General features: G+C 73.2%; 17 protein-coding genes. 10 read left to right on the top strand and 7 right to left on the bottom strand.

The window, feature by feature from the left end; translation table 11 throughout:
• The first annotated feature begins 23 nt into the window (after positions 1–23).
• From ACFYNO_RS38360 to ACFYNO_RS38350, 3 genes are all read left to right on the top strand, one after another.
• Complete coding sequence (locus ACFYNO_RS38360) at positions 24–2438, top strand: glycoside hydrolase N-terminal domain-containing protein (protein WP_388022662.1); 2415 nt, start codon at positions 24–26, stop codon at positions 2436–2438.
• Between the two features lie 126 nt (positions 2439–2564).
• Positions 2565–2999 carry a DoxX family protein gene (locus tag ACFYNO_RS38355; protein ID WP_388022660.1) on the top strand — a complete coding sequence of 145 codons (435 nt, stop codon included), beginning with the start codon at positions 2565–2567 and terminating at the stop codon, positions 2997–2999.
• A 44-nt stretch (positions 3000–3043) separates the two neighbouring features.
• Positions 3044–3409, top strand: a complete 366-nt coding sequence (locus tag ACFYNO_RS38350) for a DUF1304 domain-containing protein (protein WP_388022659.1) — start codon at positions 3044–3046, stop codon at positions 3407–3409.
• A gap of 15 nt (positions 3410–3424) precedes the next feature.
• On the opposite strand, the gene ACFYNO_RS38345 is transcribed toward ACFYNO_RS38350, so the two are convergent.
• Positions 3425–4477 (bottom strand): LacI family DNA-binding transcriptional regulator, encoded by a 1053-nt coding sequence (locus tag ACFYNO_RS38345; RefSeq protein ID WP_388022657.1) that lies wholly within the window; start codon positions 4475–4477, stop codon positions 3425–3427.
• A gap of 268 nt (positions 4478–4745) precedes the next feature.
• Here ACFYNO_RS38345 and ACFYNO_RS38340 point away from each other — a divergent pair, with 268 nt between their 5' ends.
• Entirely contained in the window at positions 4746–5720 is a 975-nt protein-coding gene (locus ACFYNO_RS38340) for a glycoside hydrolase family 6 protein (protein WP_388022654.1), read from the top strand.
• A gap of 69 nt (positions 5721–5789) precedes the next feature.
• Positions 5790–7070 carry a glycoside hydrolase family 6 protein gene (locus ACFYNO_RS38335; RefSeq protein WP_388022652.1) on the top strand — a complete coding sequence of 427 codons (1281 nt, stop codon included), beginning with the start codon at positions 5790–5792 and terminating at the stop codon, positions 7068–7070.
• 100 nt (positions 7071–7170) lie between these two features.
• On the opposite strand, the gene ACFYNO_RS38330 is transcribed toward ACFYNO_RS38335, so the two are convergent.
• Together ACFYNO_RS38330 and xylA are read right to left on the bottom strand one after the other, a co-directional pair.
• Positions 7171–7785, bottom strand: coding sequence for a GNAT family N-acetyltransferase (locus ACFYNO_RS38330; RefSeq protein WP_388022651.1), 615 nt, complete (start codon positions 7783–7785; stop codon positions 7171–7173).
• 147 nt (positions 7786–7932) lie between these two features.
• Entirely contained in the window at positions 7933–9105 is a 1173-nt protein-coding gene (xylA, locus tag ACFYNO_RS38325) for a xylose isomerase (RefSeq protein WP_388022650.1), read from the bottom strand.
• A 115-nt stretch (positions 9106–9220) separates the two neighbouring features.
• On the opposite strand from xylA, the gene xylB reads away from it, so the two are divergent.
• Positions 9221–10636 carry a xylulokinase gene (gene xylB / locus ACFYNO_RS38320; RefSeq protein WP_388022649.1) on the top strand — a complete coding sequence of 472 codons (1416 nt, stop codon included), beginning with the start codon at positions 9221–9223 and terminating at the stop codon, positions 10634–10636.
• A gap of 18 nt (positions 10637–10654) precedes the next feature.
• Here the strand turns inward: xylB and ACFYNO_RS38315 are convergent, their stop codons facing one another.
• From ACFYNO_RS38315 to ACFYNO_RS38300, 4 genes are all read right to left on the bottom strand, one after another.
• Positions 10655–11092 carry a DoxX family protein gene (locus tag ACFYNO_RS38315; RefSeq protein WP_388022646.1) on the bottom strand — a complete coding sequence of 146 codons (438 nt, stop codon included), beginning with the start codon at positions 11090–11092 and terminating at the stop codon, positions 10655–10657.
• An 89-nt stretch (positions 11093–11181) separates the two neighbouring features.
• Positions 11182–13356, bottom strand: a complete 2175-nt coding sequence (locus ACFYNO_RS38310) for a cellulose binding domain-containing protein (protein ID WP_388022643.1) — start codon at positions 13354–13356, stop codon at positions 11182–11184.
• Positions 13357–13599: 243 nt separating this feature from the next.
• Entirely contained in the window at positions 13600–14586 is a 987-nt protein-coding gene (locus tag ACFYNO_RS38305) for a glycoside hydrolase family 11 protein (protein ID WP_388022642.1), read from the bottom strand.
• Positions 14587–15197: 611 nt separating this feature from the next.
• The gene (locus ACFYNO_RS38300) at positions 15198–16238 is read right to left on the bottom strand and encodes a LacI family DNA-binding transcriptional regulator (protein WP_388022640.1); all 1041 of its coding nucleotides are present in this window, start codon (positions 16236–16238) and stop codon (positions 15198–15200) included.
• Positions 16239–16381: 143 nt separating this feature from the next.
• Here ACFYNO_RS38300 and ACFYNO_RS38295 point away from each other — a divergent pair, with 143 nt between their 5' ends.
• Genes ACFYNO_RS38295 through ACFYNO_RS38280 form a run of 4 tightly spaced genes read left to right on the top strand, consistent with a single transcriptional unit; the run spans position 16382 to position 21805 of the window.
• A complete protein-coding gene (locus ACFYNO_RS38295; RefSeq protein WP_388022638.1) occupies positions 16382–17668 on the top strand; it encodes an ABC transporter substrate-binding protein in 1287 nt (428 codons plus the stop codon).
• Positions 17669–17679: 11 nt separating this feature from the next.
• Entirely contained in the window at positions 17680–18618 is a 939-nt protein-coding gene (locus tag ACFYNO_RS38290) for a carbohydrate ABC transporter permease (RefSeq protein WP_388022635.1), read from the top strand.
• Entirely contained in the window at positions 18618–19436 is an 819-nt protein-coding gene (locus ACFYNO_RS38285) for a carbohydrate ABC transporter permease (RefSeq protein ID WP_388022632.1), read from the top strand. Before ACFYNO_RS38290 ends, ACFYNO_RS38285 begins: the two co-directional genes overlap by 1 nt.
• Positions 19437–19444: 8 nt before the next feature.
• On the top strand, positions 19445–21805 hold the full coding sequence (locus ACFYNO_RS38280; protein ID WP_388022629.1) for a beta-glucosidase: 2361 nt from the start codon (positions 19445–19447) through the stop codon (positions 21803–21805).
• Positions 21806–21947: the final 142 nt, after the last annotated feature.

Below are 21947 nucleotides of genomic sequence, written 5' to 3'. Positions count from 1 at the left end.
CCCCTGACGATCGGAACGAGACTGTGCTGACGGACCCCCACCGGACCCCCACCGAGCAGCTCTGGTACCGCCGCCCCGCCAACGGGCTGCTGGAGGCGCTGCCGCTCGGCAACGGCCGTCTCGGCGCACTGATCCACGGCGGCGTGCGCACCGAGCGGATCGACCTCAACGAGGACACCCTCTGGTCCGGCGGGCCCGGCGCGCGCGACCGCACGGGCGGCGCCGGCCACCTGGCCGAGCTGCGGGCGGCCGTGCTCGGCGAGCGCGACTACGCCCGGGCCGACGCGATCGCCGCCGACCACCTCCAGGGGCCGAACACCGAGGCGTACCAGCCGCTCGCCACCCTGACCCTGGACTTCCCCGCCACCGGGGAGGAGCGGCAGCCCGAGGACTACCGCCGCGCCCTGGACCTGGACCGGGCCGTGCACACCGTCTCGTTCACCGCCGGCGGCGTCCGCTGCCTCCGGGAGAGCTTCGTCTCCGCCCCGGCAGGCGTGCTGGTCGTCCGCCTGCGCGCCGGCGCGCCCGGTGCGCTCTCCTTCCGGGCCGGCTTCAGCACGCCCCACGAGGGCGCCCGCCCGGCCATCGACCCCCTCGACGGCAGCCTGTCGATCCGCGGCCGGGCGCCGGTGCGGGTCCCGTGGCCGGACCAGCCCTCCGCCTACCGGGAGGACGAGGGCACCGGATTCGCGGCCGTGCTGCGGGTGCACACCGTCAACGGCCGGGCCACGGCGGCAGCGGGGTCGGTCGAGGTCACCGGCGCCGACGAGGCGCTGCTGCTGGTCTCGGCCGGCACCGGCTTCCGCGGCTGGCAGCAGCAGCCCGAGGGCGCCGCGGCGGCGCTCGCCGAGGCGCGCCGGTGGCTGGCCGAGGCCGACGGCAAGGGGTTCGACGCCCTGCTCGCCGACCACGTGACCGACCACCACCGCCTCTTCGGCACGGCCGGCCTGCGGCTGCTCGGCCCGGCCGCGGCGCCGCCGCGGCCGACCGACGAGCGGCTGGCCGCCGCCAACGCGGGCGAGCCGGACCCGGGCCTCGCCGCCCTGCTCTTCGCCTACGGCCGCTACCTGCTGGTCGCCTCCTCGCGGCCCGGCACCCAGGCCGCCAACCTCCAGGGCATCTGGAACACCGAGGTCACCCCGCCCTGGAACGCCAACTGGACCTCCAACATCAACCTCCAGATGAACTACTGGCCGGCGGAGAGCACCGGCCTGGCGGAGTGCCACCAGCCGCTGTTCGACCTGCTCGCCGACCTCGCCGTGGCCGGGCAGGGCACCGCCCGGGCCTACTACGACGCCCCGGGCTGGTGCTGCCACCACAACCTGGACCTCTGGCGCGCGACCAACCCCGTCTCCTGGGACCCGGTCTGGGCCAACTGGCCGATGGGCGGCCCCTGGCTGGCCGCCCACCTGTGGGACCACCACCTCTTCCACGGGGACCGCGACTTCCTCGCCGAGCGCGCCTATCCGGTGCTGCGCGAGGCCGCCCGGTTCCTCACCGGCCTGCTGGTCGAGGACGCCGACGGGAAGCTGGTCACCTGCCCGTCCACCTCGCCCGAGCACCACTTCCTGCTCGCCGACGGCAGCATGGCCGCCGTCGCCGCCGGCAGCACCATGGACCACTGGCTCACCGCCGAGCTCTTCGACAGCACCGTCGCCGCCGCCCGCGAACTCGGCACGGACCACGAACTGGCGGCCGAACTCGCCGACCTCCGCAGCCGGTTGCGGCCGCCGGCGATCGGCGCCGACGGGCGTCTGCTGGAATGGTGGGAGGACCTGCCGGAGGAGGACCCCGGCCACCGGCACCTCTCCCACCTGTACGGCCTCTACCCGGGCAGCGCCGTCGACCCGCTCGGCGACCCGGCCCTGCTCGACCCGGTCCGCCGCGCCCTGGACCGGCGCCTGGAGCACGGCGGCGGCGGGACGGGCTGGAGCCTGGCCTGGGTCGCGGCGCTGGCCGCCCGGCTCGGCGACGGCGCCCTCGCCGGCCACGCCGTCGAGCGGCTGCTCGCCACCTCCGTCGCGCCCAACCTCTTCGACCTGCACCCGCCCCGGCTCTTCCAGATCGACGGCAACTTCGGCATCACCGCCGCCATCGCCGAGATGCTGCTGCAGAGCCACAACGGCGTGCTGCGCCTGCTGCCCGCGCTGCCGCCGGCCTGGGCGGACGGCGAGGTCCGCGGACTGCGGGCCCGGGGCGGCGTCACCGTCGACCTGACCTGGCGTCAGGGGCGGCTGACCGGAGCCGACCTGCTGGTCACCCGGGAGGGCCCGGTCGAGCTGCGGCTGCCGGCGGACGCGCTCCGCCCCGTGCTCACCGACCACACCGGGAGCAGCGTCCCGCTCGAGCCGGTCCCCGGCGACGGCCGGCGGTTCCGGTTCCACCCGGCGGCCGTCGCCCGCTACCACCTCGTCCCGGGAGCCCTCGCCGGCCGATAGCCGGGCCCCGGGCCCGGGTCGGCGAAGAAATCCGGCGCACCGTTGAACGCACCAGCCACGCGCTGCGTACCACCGGTCGTCGTATCCGACGCTCCTCACCACGACCCCCGACGATCTGGAGACCCGATGTCCTTCTCGACGAACGCCGACGCGCTCGTGCACCGGGCCAAGCCGCACGCGACCGCCGCCCTGCGGATGGTCGCCGCCCTGCTCTTCAGCTGCCACGGAGCGGCCACCCTGTTCAACGTGCTCGGTGGCGCCCACGGCGGATCGGTGCCGGTGGGCCAGTGGCCGGGCTGGTGGGCCGCGATGATCCAGCTGGTCGGCGGAATACTCGTCCTGCTGGGCCTGGGCACCCGGTACGCGGCCCTGCTCTGCTCCGGCTCGATGGCCTACGCCTACTTCTCGGTGCACCAGGAGCACGCGCTCTGGCCGATCCAGAACGGCGGCGAGCTCTCGGTCCTGTTCTGCTGGATCTTCCTGCTCATCGCGATCACCGGTCCGGGCAGCCTCGCCCTGGACCAGCTGCTGCGCCGGGCTCCCCAGCCCGCCGTGGCCTAGCCGGAAGCCCGCCTCCAGGACCGGACTGTGTGATCATGCTGTCCATGTCGATCGCCGCAACCACGGCAGTGCTGCTCATCGCCGCGCTGCACGTCTACATCCTGGTCCTGGAGATGTTCCTGTGGACCACCCCGAGGGCCCGGGCGGCCTTCGGCACGAGCGCCGAATTCGCCTCCGCCACCAAGGCGCTGGCCGCCAACCAAGGCCTGTACAACGGCTTCCTCGCCGCCGGCCTGGTCTGGGGAGCGGTGACCGCGGACCCGGTGGGCTTCCAGGCGAAGGTGTTCTTCCTGGTCTGCGTGGCGGTGGCCGGCGCCTACGGCGCGGCCACCGCCAGCCGGCGGATCCTCTTCGTCCAGACCGTCCCGGCCCTGATCGGCCTCGCCCTGGTGCTGGCGAGCCACTACTGACCCGGTGACGGGCGGTCAGACCGCCGGGAGCGGGCCGGAGCCCGGCGCGGGCGAGGAGTCGCGGACGGTCAGCCGGGTGGGCAGGACCAGCGGACTCGGATCCTCGCCCGCCACCGCCGCCACCAGCATCCGGGCCAGCTCCCGGCCCAGCGCGCGCAACGGCTGGTGCACGGTGGTCAGGGCCGGTTCCGCGTGCCGGGCCTCGGCCAGGTCGTCGAAGCCGACCACCGCCACGTCCTCCGGCACGCGCCGGCCGTGCCGGCGCAGCGAGCGCAGCGCGCCCAGGGCCATGCCGTCGTTGGCCGCGAAAACCGCGTCGAGATCCGGACGCGCCGTCAGCAGCCGGTCCATCGCCGCTTCCCCGCCGGCCCGGGTGAAGTCGCCCGCGGCCAGGCCCGCGGGGGAGAGCCCGGCCAGCGCCAGCGCCTCCCGGAAGCCCTGCTCGCGGGCGACGGCGGCCTGCAGATCCGCCTGACCCGTGATCATCGCGAGGGCCGTGCGCCCGTCGCGCACCAGGTGCTCGACGGCCAGCCGCGCGCCGCCCCGGTTGTCCGGGTCCACGTACCAGCGCGGCGTGCCGGTCAGCGGCAGGCCGCCGAAGACCACCGGCAGCTCGGTCCGCTCGGCGAGCCGGCAGAGCGGGTCGTCCCCGTGCACCGCCAGCAGGATCACGCCGTCCGCCCGGCGGGAGCGCAGCAGGCGCCGCAGGCGCTCCTTGCCGTGTGCGGTGTCGGCCAGCAGCAGGACCAGTTCCAGGTCCGCCTGCTCCAGGAACGAGCTGACGCCCATCGTCACCTCCGCGAAGAACGGGTCGGCGAAGATGCCCGGCTGCTCGCTGGAGATCGCCAGTACCACCGTGCCCGTGCGGGAGTTGGCGAGCGCCCGCGCCGTCGGATTCGGCACGTAGCCGAGCTCGCGGACGGCCCGCTCCACCGCGGCCCGCTTGGCCGCGCTGACGTACGGCGCGTTGTTGATCACCCGTGAGGCCGCCGTGCGCGAGACCCCGGCCCGGGCGGCGACCTCGTCCAGGGTGGGGCGCCGGGGCGGAGCCGTCTCCGTGCTGGGCATCGCTCCGTGTACCTCCTGCGGCGGGGGAAGCAGTCGGCTCCCGGGCTTCGATATGGGAGCGGTTCCACATCCTAGGGCATGAGTGCGGATGCCTGTCGAGCACCCGTCCAGCTGCGCTTCTTCTGAAGTGCTGCGTGATGGAAGGCCTGTCGGGGTTCTTGACAGCAGCTCATGGGCGACCCAATCATCTGGCAACTGGAAGCGCTCCCACACTTCCGACTCCCACCCAGCCTCCCGCCTCCACCCCACCCCCAGCGGAGGAACCACCATGAGCCGTACCCGCCGGCGGCTGTCGCTGTTCGCGACGGCCGCACTGACCGCCCTGCTGGCCGCCGTCCAGCCCGGGACCGCCTACGCGGCCGACCCCACCACCATGACCCACGGCTTCTACACCGACCCCGCCTCCAGCGCCCAGCAGTGGCTCAACGCCAACCCCGGCGACGGCCGGGCCGCCACGATCCGGGCCTCGATCGCCAACGTGCCGACGGCCCGCTGGTTCGGCAACTGGAGCGGCACCATCGGCACGGCGACCGGCGCCTACGTCGGCGCGGCGCAGGCCCAGGGCAAGCTGCCGATCCTGGTGGCGTACAACATCCCCGACCGCGACATCTGCGCGGGCCTGTCCGGCGGCGGCGCGGGCTCCGACGCCGCCTACGACAGCTGGATCGCCGCCTTCGCCAGCGGGATCGGCAGCCGCCCGGCCGTCGTCGTGCTGGAGCCCGACTCGCTCGGCGACGAGAGCTGCATGTCGGCGGCCCAGATCAGCGAGCGCAACACGCTGCTGCGCAACGCCATCGCCCAGTTCAACGCCAAGGCCCCGAACACCTGGGTCTACCTGGACGCCGGCAACCCCGGCTGGCTGAGCGCCACCACCATGGCCCAGCACCTCGCCGACGCCGGGGTGAGCGGGGCGCGCGGCTTCTCGCTGAACGTCTCCAACTACTACACCACCGGGCAGAACACGGCCTACGGCAGCGCTGTCGACTCGGCCCTGCAGTCGGGGTACGGCTACACCAAGCCGTACGTCATCGACACCAGCCGCAACGGCAACGGCTCCAACGGCCAGTGGTGCAACCCGACCGGCCGCCGGACCGGCACCCCCACGCAGCTGGGCGGCGGCGCCGAGATGCTGCTGTGGATCAAGGCGCCCGGCGAGTCCGACGGCAACTGCGGCGCCGGCGCCGGCTCCAGCGCCGGCCAGTTCCTGCCGCAGATCGCCTACAACCTGGTCTACGGCTACTGAACCACCGTCACCGGTGACCAACCCACCCTCACCGATCCCACGGCCAACGAGAAAGAATTGGAAACTCACGTGAGTCGCAGAATCCCACCCCTGCTGGTCTGCACCGGTGCGGCGGCCCTGCTGGCAGTACTGGCGGTCCCCGTCCAGGCCCAGGCCGCCACCGGCGGCCACACCCTGCCGGCCGGCACCCGGTTCTACGTGGACCCGCGCAGCGACGCGGCCAAGCAGGTCGTCAGCGACCTGCGCGACCACGACCTCGCCGGCGCCGCCGCGATGGCCGAACTCGCCAGCTGGCCCGAGGCCCAGTGGTTCACCGACGGCACCCCGCAGCAGGTCGGGGACCAGGTGCACCGGCTGGCCGCCCGGGCGGCGGGCAGCGGCACCGTCCCCGTCATGGTCGCCTACAACATCCCCGGCCGGGACTGCTCGCAGTACTCCAGCGGGGGCGCGCAGTCCGACGCCGCCTACCAGGCCTGGATCGCCGGACTGGCGCAGGGCATCGGCCGCAGCCGGGCCGTGGTGATCCTCGAACCGGACGCGCTCGCCAACCTGCCCTCCGACTGCTCGCCGACCACCGACCCCACCGGGGCCCTGACGGCCGGCCGGCTCGCCGACCTGCGGTACGCCGTCGACGTGCTGGAGCAGCAGCCGAACACCACCGTCTACCTGGACGCGGGCAACAGCCACTGGCAGAGCGTCGGCACCGCCGCGCAGCGCCTGCTGCAGGCGGGGGTCGAGAAGACCCAGGGCTTCTCGCTGAACGTGTCGAACTTCTTCGGCACCGACCGCACCGACCACTACGGCACCTGGGTGTCGGACTGCCTCTGGTACGCCACCAAGGGCCCGGCCGCCGCGCACGGCCACACCGACTGGTGCGCCAGCCAGTACTACTCCCCGGCCGCGCCCAACGACGGCCTGCCCGGCGACTCGGTCAACGCGGACGACACCGGCACCTGGCACTGGACGGACCAGTGGTTCCAGCAGAACACCGGCACCGCCCCGGCGGACCAGCTGACCCACTTCGTGGTCGACACCAGCCGCGACGGGCAGGGCGGCTGGACCCCGCCGGCCGGCAAGTACAGCGGTGACCCGCAGGTCTGGTGCAACCCGCCCGGCCAGGGCATCGGCGACCGGCCCACGGCCGACACCGGGGTCCCGCTGGTCGACGCCTACCTGTGGATCAAGACGGTCGGCCAGTCCGACGGCCAGTGCAACCGCAGCATCCCCGGCGGCACGATCGACCCGGAGTACGGCGTCGTCGACCCCGCGGCCGGCACCTGGTGGCCCGCGCAGGCCGTCTCCCTGGTGCGGAACGCCAACCCGCCGCTGACCTTCAACACCGGGCGCTGACCCCGGGGCCGGCGGCCGTCCCGGAGGCTCGGCGGAGCTCCCGGGGCGGCCGCCGCACGCGGCGGCCGGCTGACCGGCACTGCGCCCGCCGGTCAGCCGGTCAGCCGGTCGAGCGGCCGAGGTAGGTCAGGACGCCGGCGTCGGCGACCGGGATCTCGTGGAAGCCCATCCGGTCGTAGAAGCCGCGGGCGGCCGTGTTCGCGGTGACCATGCCCAGGTGGACCCGCGCCGCCCCCGCGTCGGCGAGCGCCGCGAACAGGGTGGCGAGCAGGTTCCGGCCGTGGCCGCGCCCCTGGAACTCGGGCAGCAGGTCGATGTGCAAGTGGGCCGGGTAGTCGGCCAGTTCGGGGACGATCATGCGCTCGGGGCGGTGCAGCAGCGCCGCCATCACCTCGTCGGGCGTCACGGGCTCGCCGGCCGGCAGCGGATGCCGGCCGGCGACCTCGGGCAGCCACTTCTCCCGGAACTCGCGGACGAAGCGCCCGGTGTCGCTGGTGCCCAGCACGTAGCCGACCGGCTGCCCCGTCCCGTCGTCGAGGACGAAGGCCAGGTCCGGTTCGAGGACGGTGTAGGGCGCGGCGAAGTTGTTCGCCAGCACGTCCCAGTCGCGGTAGATCCCGCGGGCGTCGCCGCCCGCCTCGGCGGTGCGGACGCAGATGTCGAAGACGGCCGCCCGGTCCTCGGGGCGGTAGCGGCGGATGACGGGCACGGGCATGGTGGTCCCCCCGGAGTCGGACGACAGCTATGACAACCCTATGGGAGCGCTCCCATAGGGTTGTCATCGTTGCATTCCCGACCGGCCGGGGGAAGGGCGGGCCCGGGCCGTGCGGTTCGCACGGCCCGGGCCCTCGTGCCGGTCCGGTCAGCGGGCGCCGAGCAGGTGCTCGTAGGCCAGCTGGTCGAGCTGCTCGAACGCCATGCCGCGGGCGGCCGCCGCGTCGACGTCGAACTCCTCGAAGGCGGTGCGGTCGGCCAGCAGGCCGGCCAGGCCGTCCTCGGCGGTGGTGCGGGCGAGCTCGGGCAGCCGGGCGGCGGCCAGGGCGGCCTGCACCTCGGGGTCGGCGCGGAAGGCGGTGGCGCGCTCCTTCAGCAGCAGGTAGTTGCGCATGCAGCCGGCGGCCGAGGCCCAGACGCCGTCGAAGTCCTCGGTGCGCGGGGGCTTGAAGTCGAAGTGCTTCGGGCCCTGGTAGCCGGCCGACTCCAGCAGGTCGACCAGCCAGAAGGCCTGGCGCAGGTCGCCGGCGCCGAACCGCAGGTCCTGGTCGTACTTGATGCCGGACTGGCCGTTGAGGTCGATGTGGAAGAGCTTGTCGTGCCAGAGCGCCTGGGCGATGCCGTGCGCGAAGTTCAGGCCCGCCATCTGCTCGTGGCCGACCTCCGGGTTGAGGCCGACCCGGTCCGGGCGCTCCAGCTCGTTGATGAAGGCCAGGGCGTGGCCGACGGTGGGCAGCAGGATGTCGCCGCGCGGCTCGTTGGGCTTGGGCTCGATGGCGAAGCGCAGGTCGTAGCCCTGCTGCTCGACGTACTCGCCGAGCAGGTCGAAGGCCTCCTTCAGCCGGTCGAGCGCGGTGCGCACGTCCTTGGCGGCGCCGGACTCGGCGCCCTCGCGCCCGCCCCAGGCCACGTAGACCGAGGCGCCGAGCTCGGCGGCCAGGTCGATGTTGCGGATGGTCTTGCGCAGCGCGTAGCGGCGCACGTCGCGGTCGTTGGCGGTGAAGGCGCCGTCCTTGAAGACCGGGTGGGTGAAGAGGTTGGTGGTGGCCATCGGCACCGCCAGCCCCGCGTCGTCGAGCGCGGCGCGGAACCGCTTGACCACCGCGTCCCGCTCGGCCTCCGAGGAGCCGAAGGGGATCAGGTCGTCGTCGTGGAAGGTGACGCCGTACGCGCCGAGGCCGGCGAGCCGCTGCACGGTCTCGACCGGGTCGAGGGCGGGCCGGGTGGCGTCGCCGAAGGGGTCCCGGCCCTGCCAGCCGACGGTCCACAGGCCGAAGGTGAACTTGTCGGCCGGGGTGGGGACGAGGGGGTCGCTGGTCACTGCTGGCTCCGATCACTGCCTGGAAGAACTTCTGCCCGGTAGACCTGTTTGTCAGGGCAAAAAACAAATTAGTATGCCGAGGCGTCGAAACGGAAGCCCCACGATGGAGGAACGCATGTCAGCGCAGCGCGCAGTGATCGGAGTCGACAGCTCCACCCAGTCCACCAAGGCGATCGCCGTCGACGTCGAAACCGGTGCCGTGCTGGGCCACGGCCGGGCCGCGCACACGGTCAGCGGGGGCGCCGGACGCGAGAGCGACCCCGAGCAGTGGTGGCAGGCGTTCGGGGAGGCGGTGGCCGCGACGGGCTGGGCCGACCGGGCGATGGCCGTCTCGGTGGCCGGCCAGCAGCACGGCCTGGTCGCCCTGGACGCCGAGGGCCGACCGGTGCGCCCGGCGCTGCTCTGGAACGACGTCCGCTCCGCGCCCCAGGCCGAGCGCCTGCGGGACGGCTTCGGCCGGGAGGAGATCGCCCACCGCACCGGCAGCGTCCCGACCGCCGCCTTCACGGCCGCCAAGTGGGCCTGGCTGCGCGAGCACGAGCCCGCCGCGGCCGACCGGGCCGCGGCCGTCCGGCTGCCGCACGACTTCCTGACCGAGCGGCTGACCGGCGAGCCCGCCACCGACCGCGGGGACGCCTCGGGAACCGGCTGGTGGGGCCCGGACGGCTACGACCGGGAGATCCTGGACCGGATCGGCCTGGACCCCGGGCTGCTGCCGCCGGTCCTCGAACCGGGCTCGGCGGTCGGCTTCGTCCGGGCGGACCTGCCGGTGCGTCAGGGAGCGCTGGTCGCCACCGGAACCGGCGACAACATGGCCGCGGCGCTCGGGCTCGGCCTGACGCCCGGTCAGCCGGTGCTCAGCCTCGGCACCTCGGGCACCGTCTACGCCGTCGGCCGCAAGCGGCCCACCGACCCGAGCGGGACGGTGGCCGGCTTCGCCGACGCCCTGGACGGCTGGCTGCCGCTCGCCTGCACCCTCAACTGCACCCTGGCCGTCGACCGCTTCGCCGCGCTGCTCGGCCGCAGCCGCGAGGAGGTGGAGGGCGGCGGCACGGCGGTGGTGCTGCCCTACCTGGACGGCGAACGCACCCCCGACCTGCCGGGCGCCTCCGGCCTGGTGCACGGCCTGCGCCACGACACCACCCCGGGCCAGCTGCTCCAGGCCGCCTACGACGGCGCCGCCCACGCCCTGCTCACCGCCCTGGACGACGTGCTGCGCTGGGGCGGCGAGAGCCCCGACCCGGAGGTGCCGCTGCTGCTGATCGGCGGCGGCGCCCGCGGGCAGGCCTGGCAGCGGACCGTGCTGCGGCTGAGCGGCCGCGCCGTCCAGGTGCCGGCCGCCGAGGAACTGGTCGCCCTCGGCGCCGCCGCGCAGGCCGCCGCCCTGCTGACCGGGGAGCCGGCCGACGCGGTGGCCCGCCGCTGGCGCACCGCGGAGGGCCTGCTGCTGGAGCCCGTGGCACGGGACGAGCAGGCCCTCGAGCGGATCAGCGACACCCTGCGCCGGGCGGGGGCGCTGCAGGGGGCCTAGGGTCTGGCCCGGCGAGCGCTACCGCGCCAGGGCGGGTTGCCGCGCGCCGGGCAGCAGCTGGTCCAGGGCGAGGCTGCCCGGACCGGTGATCGCGATGAGCAGGAAGATCCAGCAGAACAGGACCGAGAGCTCGCCGCCGTTCTGGATCGGCCACAGCGCGTGCTCCTGGTGCACCGAGAAGTAGGCGTAGGCCATCGAGCCGGAGCAGAGCAGGGCCGCGTACCTCGTGCCCAGGCCCAGCAGTACCAGGGCGCCGCCGATCAGCTGGATCATCGCGGCCCACCAGCCCGGCCACTGGCCCACCGGCACCGATCCGCCGTGGGCGCCACCGAGCACGTTGAACAGGGTGGCCGCTCCGTGGCAGCTGAAGAGCAGGGCGGCGACCATCCGCAGGGCGGCGATCGTGTGCGGCCTGGCCCGCTCGGTGAGGTCGGCGGTGGCGGCGGGGAAGGACATCACGGCTCCATCGGGTCGGGGAGGGGTGCGTGCGGGCAGCGCACGGCGACGGCCGGCAGTGGGCCGGCCGCCGCCGTGCTGATCCCCGGTCAGCTGCAGGGAGTGCCGTTCAGGGTGAAGGCGCTCGGGGCCTGGTTGGCGCCCGAGTAGGAGGCGTTGAAGCCGAGGGTGGTGCTCTGGCCCGGCGCCAGCGAGCCGTTGTAGGACAGGCTGGTGGCGGTCACTGTGCCGCCGGACTGGGTCCAGGCGGCGTTCCAGCCGTTGGTCAGCTGCTGGTTGCCGGCCCAGCCGAAGGAAAGCGTCCAGCCGTTCACCGGGGTGCTGCCGGTGTTGGTCAGCACCAGGGAGGCGGTGAAGCCGCTGCCCCAGTCGTTCACCGAGTAGCCGACCTTGCAGCTGCCGCCGCCGGTCGCGGCCGCCGTGGTCACCGTGACGGTGCCGGAGCGGGCGGACCGGTTGCCCGCGGTGTCCCTGGCGTAGACGGCGAAGGTGTAGGCGGTGCTCGGCCGCAGGCCGCTCAGCGTGGCGCTCGCGCCGGTGGGGGTGGCCAGCACGGTCTCGGTGCTGCCCTGGACCTGCACCACGTCGTAGCCGGCCAGGCCGGCGGAGCTGCTGGAGGGCGCCCAGCTCAGGCCCACCGAGGAGCTGGTGACGCCGGAGCCGGTCGGCGTGCCCGGGGTGGTCGGCGGGGTCACCGCGCTGCCGGGCTGCAGGGTGAGCAGCACCGCGCTGTACGGGGCGACGGTCTGGGTGGCGGCGGTGCCGGCGGTGGCGGTGCTCAGCGCCGCCGAGGCGCCGGCCATGGTGGTCACGCTGGGCGCCCCGGCGGCCGGGGTGAAGCCGGTGTAGCCGAGGTTGACCTGGTAGCTGTTGGCCGGGTCGTCGTTGACCAGCAGCACCCGCAGCGAGCCGTCGGAGGCCTTCACCGAGTAGGACTTGAGCAGCGACTGGTCCGAGCCGGCCTGGACCAGGGTGTCGCCGGGGTGGGCGAACCGGCCGAGCAGGGTCATCCCGTTGTAGGCGGGGAACGGCGTGTCGGCGGCGGGCTCGCAGAGCTGGCTGCCGTTGACGGTGCCGCAGCTGCCGTCGGCGAGCATCCCGTAGTCGCCGTAGTTCGCCGAGCCGTAGAGCGCGGAGCCGTTGTCGCTGCCGGTGACGATGCCGTTGTGGATCTGCCACCAGTCCACGCTGGACACGCCGTTGGCCAGCCAGCCGAGGTAGTCCTGCGGCAGGAAGAGGGCGTTGACCAGGCCGACGGTCTGCTTGCCCGGGTTGGAGGAGACCGAGTTGGTCTCGGTGATCATGATCGGCACCGAGCTGCTGCCCGCGTACTGGCCGAGCTGCGAGCGCAGCGTGCTGACCATGGACGGGATCTGCGCCGGGGCGGAGAGCAGGCCGGCGTCGGTCGGGCCGGGCGGGGTGACGCTGCTGGGGTTCTGCGGGTACCAGTGGACGTCGGCGAAGTCGATCTGGCCGGCCAGGGCCGTCATGACGGCCTGGTTCCAGGACTGCGGGTTGGCGCTGTTGGTCACCCCGTCGGGCCAGTTGCCCGGGGCGGTGAGCACCACGCCGATCTGGATGCTCGGGTCCACCGCCTTCATCGCGGCGATGTAGGCCTTGGCGTTCTGCGCGTACACCGCCGGGCCGCAGCCGGTGCCGCCGGTGCCGCAGTGCTTGTCGGTCTCCCAACCGCTGCCGCCGTACGTACCGTTGCCGTAGATCTCGTTGCCGATCTCCCAGTACTTGATGTGGTCGTTGTGGGTGACGTTGGCGTAGCGCACCCAGTCGGCGGCCAGCTGGGGACCGGTCTCGGCGGGGCTCTCGCTCGCGCCGACGGTGTCGCCGCTGCCGTAGTTGACGGTCACCATGCCCTGCGCGCCGGACTGCTGGAGCATCGTGGCGTACTGGTCGAAGTCGACCGCCTGGGTGCCGTTCGTGAGGTCGCTGTTGGTCTTCCAGTTGTAGCTGTCCGACGAACTGCCGCCCGGGAAGCGGACCAGGCCGACGCCGGCCTGCTGCAGCAGGCCGGGCACGGCGGCGTCGGTCAGCTTGCTGTCGTACACCGAGCCGTTGGTGCCGATCGCCGTCGCGGGCACGGTGGCGAGGGACTGCGCGGCGTTGACGCTCACCGTGGCGGTGGTGGTGGCGGAGGCGGCTGCGCCGGCGCTCGGCACGGTGGTCCAGAGCGGGCCGGCGGCCAGCAGGGCCAGGCCGGCCAGGGCGGCGGGCAGGCGCAGCCCGCTCGAGGGGGACCGCAGGGGCATGGGGGTGTTCCTCTCAACGGGTGGGTGCCGCCGGGGCGTCGCGGGTGGGTGGGACGGGAGGCGCCGGCGGTGACCCGAGGTTCGGCGGTGGCGCCGGCGGGCGTCTACGGCGCCCTCCGGGCCCGGCGCCGGAGCGGCGGATGAGCTGCGGTGCACGGCGGGCGGTGCGGCGTAACTTTCATGACGCGGCGTCAGGGGGCCCGCCGGAGCGCGTTCCGGCGGACCCCCTGTGAGCAGCCCGGGTCAGCTGGTGGTGCAGGAGACCGTCGGCCAGCTGGTGTTGCCGTTCTTCATGATGGTCATGCCCCAGTTGTCGCCCGCGCCGTTCGGGGTGGCGACGAGGGTCTGGGAGTTGGGGTAGGAGGCGTTGATGTTCCAGGTCGAGCTGATCTGCTCCGGCGAGGGGACGTTGACGGTCACCTTCCAGGTGCTGGAGCCGGTCACCGCGACGTTGAGGTTGTAGCGGTCGCTCCAGGAGGCGCCGGCGGAGAGCGTCGCGGTGCAGGCGCCGCCGCCCCCGCCGCCGCCACCGCCGCCGGTGGTGGTGCCGAGGGTGATGTTGGAGCTGCCGCTGCTCTGGTAGCCCTCGGTGGCCAGGATCTCGTAGTTCATGGAGCCGAGGTTCATGCCGTTGCGGGCCCAGGCGTCGAAGTGGTTGCCGACCGTGATGGTGCCGCCGGTGCGGCGGTTGCGGCGCACGCTCCAGTACTGGTTGAAGGTCTGGGTGCCCTCGATGGAGGGGGCGTTGACCCGGGTCGTCTCGTAGATGTCGTAGGTGTCGCCGTCGCTGGTGACGGTGCCCTTGTAGGTGCCGGTGGGCTTGTAGGAGCCGTAGTTGTCGACGATGTAGTACTCGACCAGCGGGTTGGTGCTCCAGCCGTAGAGCGACAGGTAGGCGTTGCCGTTGGTGCTCCAGGTGCCCGAGTAGGTCACCGGGTTGCGGGAGCCGGTGCTCCAGCCCTTGCCGGCCACGAAGTTGCCCGCGTTGGTCCAGGAAGTGCCGTAGTTGCCGCCGCCGTTGAGGGACATCGAGGCGGCGCCGTCGCCCTGGGTCCAGAACGAGTAGAAGTAGCCGCCGTCGTTGCCGGTCTGGCTGTTGGTGATGGTCGAGGCGTCGGCGGTGCCGGGCAGGGCCAGCACGGCGGCCAGGGCGGGCACGAAGACGCGGGAGGAGCGCAGGAGGCGCCGCAGGCGGTCGGTCCGGCGGCTCTCGGGGTGGGGGAGGTGCATGGCGTGGTCCGTCCTACCAGTGAGTGGGGGTGGATGGGCACGGCTGCGCGCCCGGGGTGGCCGCGGTGGAGGTGGGGGCGGCGGGACCGCGTCGCGCAGCGGTGTGCAGGGCCGGCGAGTCATCAAGTCGGCTGTGCCAGGAGCCGGTTGGAGAGCGGGGGCCGACTGCGGCGCCGCTCGGACTCGTCGACGGCGCCAGTGTTGGGCTGCTCCGGAGGGGATGTCAACGCTTTCGACCGGATCGCCGATCGATTCGGCCCCCGGACGGGTCCTGCCGCGGGCGGCCGCGCTCGCGCGCACCCGGCCGGATGCGGAGGTCAGGGCGGAGAGCCCGGCCCTGGGCAGCGCGGTTGTCGCCGGCCGGGTGCGCTGGCCGGCCGGCGCAGGGCGGGCGGATGGTACTCGAAAGTTTCAGTCGCCGCCCGTGGGATCCGGTGTGCGCCGCACCCTATTCGTCATGGCGGCCAACAAATTAGTATGCCGAGATCGGGGCGGCGAGCGGCGGCGGGGCCGGCGCCCCGGTGTCCGCCTGCCCGGGCCGCCGTCGGCGGCCCGGGCGAGGGCGGTCGGAACGTCGAAAGGCCGGCGAACGGGAGGCCCGTGCGGTGCGATCAGGGCAGTTTGGGCGCCGCCGTGCTGGAGCGCACCACCAGGGTGGTGGACAGTTCCAGGCGGGTCGGTGTGGCGGCGGCCTCCGCCCCGGCCCGGAGGGTGAAGATCAGCCGGGTCGCCTGCTCGGCCATCTCCCGCAGCGGCTGGCGGACGGTGGTCAGCGCCGGGCTGGTCCACTTCGAGATGTCCAGGTCGTCGTAGCCGACCACGGACAGGTCCTCGGGCACCCGCAGCCCGTGCACCCGGGCCGCCTCCAGTACCCCGAGCGCCTGCAGGTCGCTGCCGGCGAAGATCGCGGTGGGCCGGTCCGGCAGCTCCAACAGCCGCTTGCCCTGGGCGAATCCGCCCTCCGCGTGGAAGTCGCCGAAGGCGCCCAGCGCGGGATCGACCGGCATCCCCGCCATCGCCAGCGCCGAGCGGTAGCCGTCCAGCCGGGCCAGCGAGCAGAGCATGTCCCCGGGCCCGGTGATGATGCCGATCCGCTGGTGGCCGAGCCCGATCAGGTGCCGGGTGGCGGCGAGGCCGCCGGCCCAGTTGGCCGAGCCCACCGAGGGCACGTCCGGGTCCGGGTTGCCGGCCGGATCGATGATCACGAACGGGATGGACCGGGCGCGCAGCTGGCGCTTGAGCTCGGGCGGCAGGCTGGAGAAGACCAGGATGACGCCGAGCGGGCGCCGGCGCAGCACGGCCTCGATCCACTCGGGGCCGGGGGCGTGGCGTGAACCGCTGTGGGTCACGACGAGCGCGGCTCCGTGCTCGTTCGCCACGGTTTCGACGCCGCGCAGGAGTTCCATCGCCCAGACGCTGTCGAGCTCGTGGAAGACGATCTCCACCAGCGGCGCCTCGGCGCCGCCGCGGGCGGTGCGCTGGTAGCCGTGGTCGCGCAACACGTTTTCGACCCGGCCGCGGGTGGCGGCCGCCACGTCCGTCCGGCCGTTGAGCACCTTCGAAACTGTCGAAACGGAGACCCGGGCCTCCCGCGCGATGTCCGCGAGGGTGATCCGTCCCAGTTCATCGCCCTTTTCCATGGGTCGAAGCATAGAGCACAAGGGAATTGGGCCCGATCGCCGGATCACGCTTCAGTAACCCTCGGGCCAAGGGGTTGACCCGCAACATGCCCGCAACCTAGCGTCCCGCCATCGGATCTTTCGGCAATCGGACCGAAACTTTTAGGGGAGTTCAGATGAAGAGACGCGCCTTCGCCGTTGCCCTCGGACTGTCCCTGGCGACGGTGGGGCTGACGGCCTGCGGTGGCTCCTCCGCCGGGGGTTCGGGCGGCACCATCCACGTGCTGGTCTACGGCGACGCCAGCAACAAGGTCGAGAAGCAGCTGGTCGACACGTTCAACAAGACCTCGAAGGTCAAGGCGGTCCTGGACACCATCCCCGGGGCGGACTACCAGGCGAAGCTCAACACCATCATCAACACCCCGCAGGCCCCCGACGTTTTCTTCAACTGGGGCGGCGGCAGCATCCAGCCCTTCGTGAAGTCGGACCTGCTGCTCCCGCTGGACGACATGATCGCCGCGGACCCGGGCCTGAAGAGCAACTTCCTGCCGTCGGTGTTCAACACCGCGATGATCGGCGGCAAGTCCTACGGCGTCCCGATGCGCGGCACCCAGCCGGTCCTGCTGTTCGACAACAAGAAGGTGCTCGCCGACGCCGGCCTGAGCGTCCCGAAGACCTGGGACGACCTGCTCAACGCCGTCAAGGTGCTCAAGGGCAAGGGCATCACGCCGTTCGCCCTCGGCGGCGGCGACCAGTGGCCGACCCTGATGTGGTACGAGTACGTCTTCGACCGCGTCGCGGGCCCCGAGCTGTTCCAGAAGGCGCTCTCCGGCGACAAGACCGCCTGGGAGAGCGACGACGCCAAGAAGGCGCTGGGCATGCTCAAGCAGCTGGTCGACGCGGGCGCCTTCGGCACCAACTTCGACTCGGTCAAGTTCACCGACGGCGGCTCGCCGGCCCTGCTGGCCAAGGGCAAGGCGGCGTTCGAGCTGATGGGCTCCTGGGAGTACGCCACCCAGCAGGACGCCGACCCCGACTTCGCCAAGAACGACCTCGGCTACAGCAACTTCCCCAGCGTCACCGACGGCAAGGGCGACCCGGCCGACGTGGTCGGCAACACCAACAACTTCTACTCGGTGCTGAAGAAGACCAAGCACCCGGACGCGGTGGCCGCCTTCCTGAAGCTGATGTACTCCGACGAGTTCGTGAAGGCGCAGCTGGCGATCGGCAATCTGCCGACCACCACCAACACCGAGCAGTTCCTCGACACGGCCGCCAACCCGGACTACTCGAAGTTCCAGTTCGGCCTGGTCAAGGCCGCGCCGTCGTTCCAGCTCTCCTGGGACCAGGCCTACCCGCCGGCCGCCGCCACCCCCCTCCACACCGCGGTCCAGCAGTTCATGGACGGCAAGATCGACGTGGACGGCTTCATCAAGGGCATGCAGGCCCTGTCCGCCTCCTGAGACGAATCGCCATGAGTGCTTCCTCCTCCCTGCCGTCCGCCCCCGGCCGCCGTGCGCGGCCGGGGCGCCGGACCGGCGTCGGGGTGACCCGCCCGGGCCTCGCCTGGGCGCTGCCCGCGACCGTATTCTTCCTGATGTTCGCCATCGTGCCGCTGGTGCTGGTGGTGGTGCTCTCCTTCGCCGACTGGAACGGCGTCGACGCGCCCCGGTTCAACGGCTTCGCCAACTGGACCAAGCTGCTGCACGACCCGGTGATGGCACAGAGCGTCTGGCTGACCCTGCTGCTCACCGTGGCCGGCGTGGTCGTGCAGACCCCGGTGAGCATCCTGCTGGGCGTGTGGGCGGCCGGGCACCAGCGCAACCGCGCGGTGCTCTCCGCGATCTTCTTCGTCCCGCTGCTGCTCTCCGCGACCGCCATCTCGGTGGTCTGGCGCGCCATCCTGGACCCCAACTTCGGCCTGCCCTCGCAGCTCGGCTGGCTGTTCGGCGACGGCAACCTGCTGGGCAGCCAGAGCGGCGCCATCGCGGTGCTGACCTTCGTCGGCATGTGGCAGTGGACGCCCATGCACGCGCTGCTCTACCAGGGCGGCGCCCGGGCGATCCCGCCGGTGCTCTACCAGGCCGCGCAGATCGACGGCGCGGGCAAGCTGCTCCAGTTCCGCCACATCACCCTGCCGCAGCTGCGCAACACCATGATCACCTCGATCATCCTGATGCTGGTCGGCGGCCTCACCACCTTCGACACCGTCCTGATCCTGACCCAGGGCGGCCCCGGCACCGACACCACCAACAGCGCCTACTACATGTACCAACAGGCCTTCAAGGAATACGACTTCGGGGCGGGATCGGCCATCGCGCTGGTCCTGGTCGTGGTCGCCACCCTGATCTCGCTCGCGGTCGTGCGGCTGTCCGGCTACGACAAGATGCGTAGCAGCGCGGAGGGACTGTGATGCGACAGCGCCCCAACTACCTCGCCGGACTCGGCTCGCTGGTCTGGCTGGCCGTGGTCGGCTTCCCGCTCTACGTCCTGCTGATCGCGACCTTCCGGACCCGCTCCAACTACTCCTCGCAGGGCCCGCTCACCTTCCCCTCGAAGCTGACCCTGCAGAACTACGTCAACGACTTCTCCAACGGCTTCGGCCAGGACTTCCTCAACACCCTGCTGGTGACCGTGAGCGTGGTCGCCATCGTGCTGCTGGTGGTGCCCCCGCTGGCCTACGCGATCGTCCGCGCCCAGGGCCGGACCATCGCCACGGTGTTCCGGATCTTCCTGCTGGGCCTGGCGATCCCGGCCCAGGCCGTGATCGTGCCGATGTTCTACGTGATCAGCAAGGCCGGCTTCTACGACCACCTGCCCGGCGTCATCCTGCCCACCGCGGCGTTCTGCCTGCCGGTCTGCACGCTGGTCCTCACCGGCGCGATGCGCGACATCACCAGCGAGCTCTACGAGGCCATGGCCATGGACGGCGCCAGCCCCTGGCGGGTGTTCTGGCAGCTGGTGGTGCCGCTCTCCAAGGGCGGCCTCTCCTCGATCGTGGTCTTCTCCGCGCTCCAGGCGTGGAACGGCTTCCTCTTCCCGCTGATCCTCACCCAGTCGGAGAGCACCAAGGTCATCACCCTCGGCCTGTACAACTACCAGACCGAGCACGGCGTCGACGTGCCGGGCCTGCTCAGTGCCGTGGTGCTGTCGATGCTCCCGATCTTCATCGTCTACCTGTTCGCCCGACGTGCCTTGGTCCAGGGCCTCATGGGCGTCGGGGGAAAGTGACCGGAAACATGAACCTGGTCGACCCGACCGCTGGCCGGACCGCTCGCTGGCGCGATCGCGCGCTCAGCCCCGAGGAGCGCGCGGACGCCCTGATCGCCGAGATGACCCTGCCCGAGAAGCTGGCCCAGTTGGTCGGCGTCTGGGTCGGAGCCTCCGAGGAGGGCGGCGACGTCGCTCCCCACCAGCACGACATGGAGGAACCGCCGGACCTCGACGGGCTCCTCCCGACCGGACTGGGCCAGCTGACCCGCCCGTTCGGCACCGCGCCGGTCGATCCGGCGCTGGGCGCGCTCTCGCTCGCCCGCAGCCAGCAGCGCATCGCCGCCGCCAACCGGTTCGGCATACCTGCGCTGGCCCACGAGGAGTGCCTGGCCGGCTTCGCCGCCTGGGGCGCCACCGCCTACCCGGTGCCGCTCTCCTGGGGCGCCACCTTCAACCCGGAGCTGATCCGGCGGATGGCCGGGGCGATCGGCCGCGACATGCGCGCGGTCGGCGTCCACCAGGGCCTGGCCCCGGTCCTCGACGTGGTCCGCGACGCCCGCTGGGGCCGGGTCGAGGAGACCATCGGCGAAGACCCCTACCTGGTGGGCACGGTGGCCACCGCCTATGTGCAGGGCCTGGAGTCCGAGGGCATCGTGGCCACCCTCAAGCACTTCGCCGGCTACTCCGCCTCGCGCGCCGGACGCAACCTCGCCCCCGTCGGCATGGGGGCGCGCGAGCGCGCCGACGTGATCCTGCCGCCGTTCGAGATGGCGGTGCGCGAAGGCCGGCCGCGCTCGGTCATGCACGCCTACACCGACACCGACGGCGTGCCCTCGGCCGCCGACGAGGCACTGCTGACCGGACTGCTGCGCGACACCTGGGGCTTCCGGGGGACGGTGGTGGCCGACTACTTCGGCATCGCCTTCCTCAAGCTGCTGCACGGCGTCGCGGGGGACTGGGCCGAGGCCGCCGGCCTGGCGCTGGCCAGCGGCGTGGACGTGGAGCTGCCCACGGTCAAGACCTTCGGCGAGCCGCTGCTGCGCGCCGTCGAGGACGGCACCGTGCCCGCGGAGCTGGTCGACCGGGCGCTGCGCCGGGTGCTCGTGCAGAAGGCCCAACTCGGGCTGCTGGACGAGGACTGGGAGGCCGTCCCGGCCGCCCTGGCGGGCCTGGCGCTGGACGATCCGCGGGCGCTGCGCGGCTCGGTCGACCTGGACCGCCCGGAGAACCGGGAGCTCGCCCGGGAGATCGCCGAGCAGGCCGTGGTGCTGCTGCGCAACGACGGCACCCTGCCGCTGCGGAGCCCGCGCCGGATCGCGCTGATCGGGCCGAACGCGGACACGCCGACCGCGGTGCTCGGCTGCTACGCCTTCCCGGTGCACGTCGGCAGCCAGCACCCGGAGGTGCCGGTCGGCATCGAACTGCCGACGCTGCGCGAGACGTTGGCGGCCGAGTTCCCCGACAGCGAGATCCGGACGGTGGCCGGGGCCAGCGTCGACGGGCTCGACACCTCGGGCATCGCGCAGGCGGTGGCGGCGGCCGGGGAGGCCGAGGTGGTGGTGGTCGCCCTGGGCGACCGGGCCGGCCTCTTCGGCCGCGGCACCAGCGGCGAGGGCTGCGACGCCGAGTCCCTGGAACTGCCGGGCGTGCAGCAGCAGTTGCTGGACGCACTGCTGGACACCGGCAAGCCGGTGGTGCTGGTCCTGCTGGCCGGCCGGCCCTATGCGCTGGGGCGGGCGGCGGGCGGTGCGGCGGCCGTGGTGCAGGCCTTCTTCCCCGGGGAGGCCGGGACGGAGGCGGTGGCCGCCGTGCTCAGCGGCCGGACCAACCCCTCGGGCCGGCTGCCCGTCAGCATCCCGGCCCGGCCGGGGGTGCAGCCCTCCACCTACCTGGCGGCCCGGCTGGCCGGCCCCAGCGAGGTGTCCAGCACCGACCCGACGCCCGCCTTCGGCTTCGGGCACGGCATCGGCTACACCACCTTCGACTGGTCCGACCTGGAGGTGGCGCAGCAGGCCGTGGGGACCGAGGGCGCGGTCGACCTCGCCTTCACGCTGCGCAACAGCGGCGGGCGGGCCGGCAGCGAGACCGTCCAGCTCTACCTGCACGACCCGGTCGCCAGCGTGGTGCAGCCGGTGCAGCGGCTGATCGGCTACCGGCGGATCACCCTGGAGGCGGGCGAGGAGACCCGCGTGCGGGTCAGCGTGCCGGCCGACCTCGCCTCGTTCACCGGGAAGGACGGCCGACGCGTCGTGGAGCCGGGGGAGCTGGAGCTGCGGGTCGCCGCCTCCAGCACCGACGTCCGGCTGACCGCCACCGTCCGGCTGGCCGGGCCGGCCCGGGTGCTGGACCACACCCGGCGCCTGCACGCGGAGTTCCGCACGGGCTGAGCCGGTGCCGCTCCCGAGCCGCCGGGGGGGGCCCCCCCCGGGGGGCCCGCCGGGGGGGGGGGGGGGGGCGCGCCGGGGGCCCGGGGGGGGGGGGCCCCCCCCCCCCCCCCCGGCCGGGGGGGGGGGGGGGGGGGCGGGGTGG

Source organism: Kitasatospora sp. NPDC006697 (assembly GCF_042869935.1).
GTDB lineage: Bacteria > Actinomycetota > Actinomycetes > Streptomycetales > Streptomycetaceae > Kitasatospora.
This window is presented reverse-complemented; position numbering and strand designations above follow the sequence as displayed.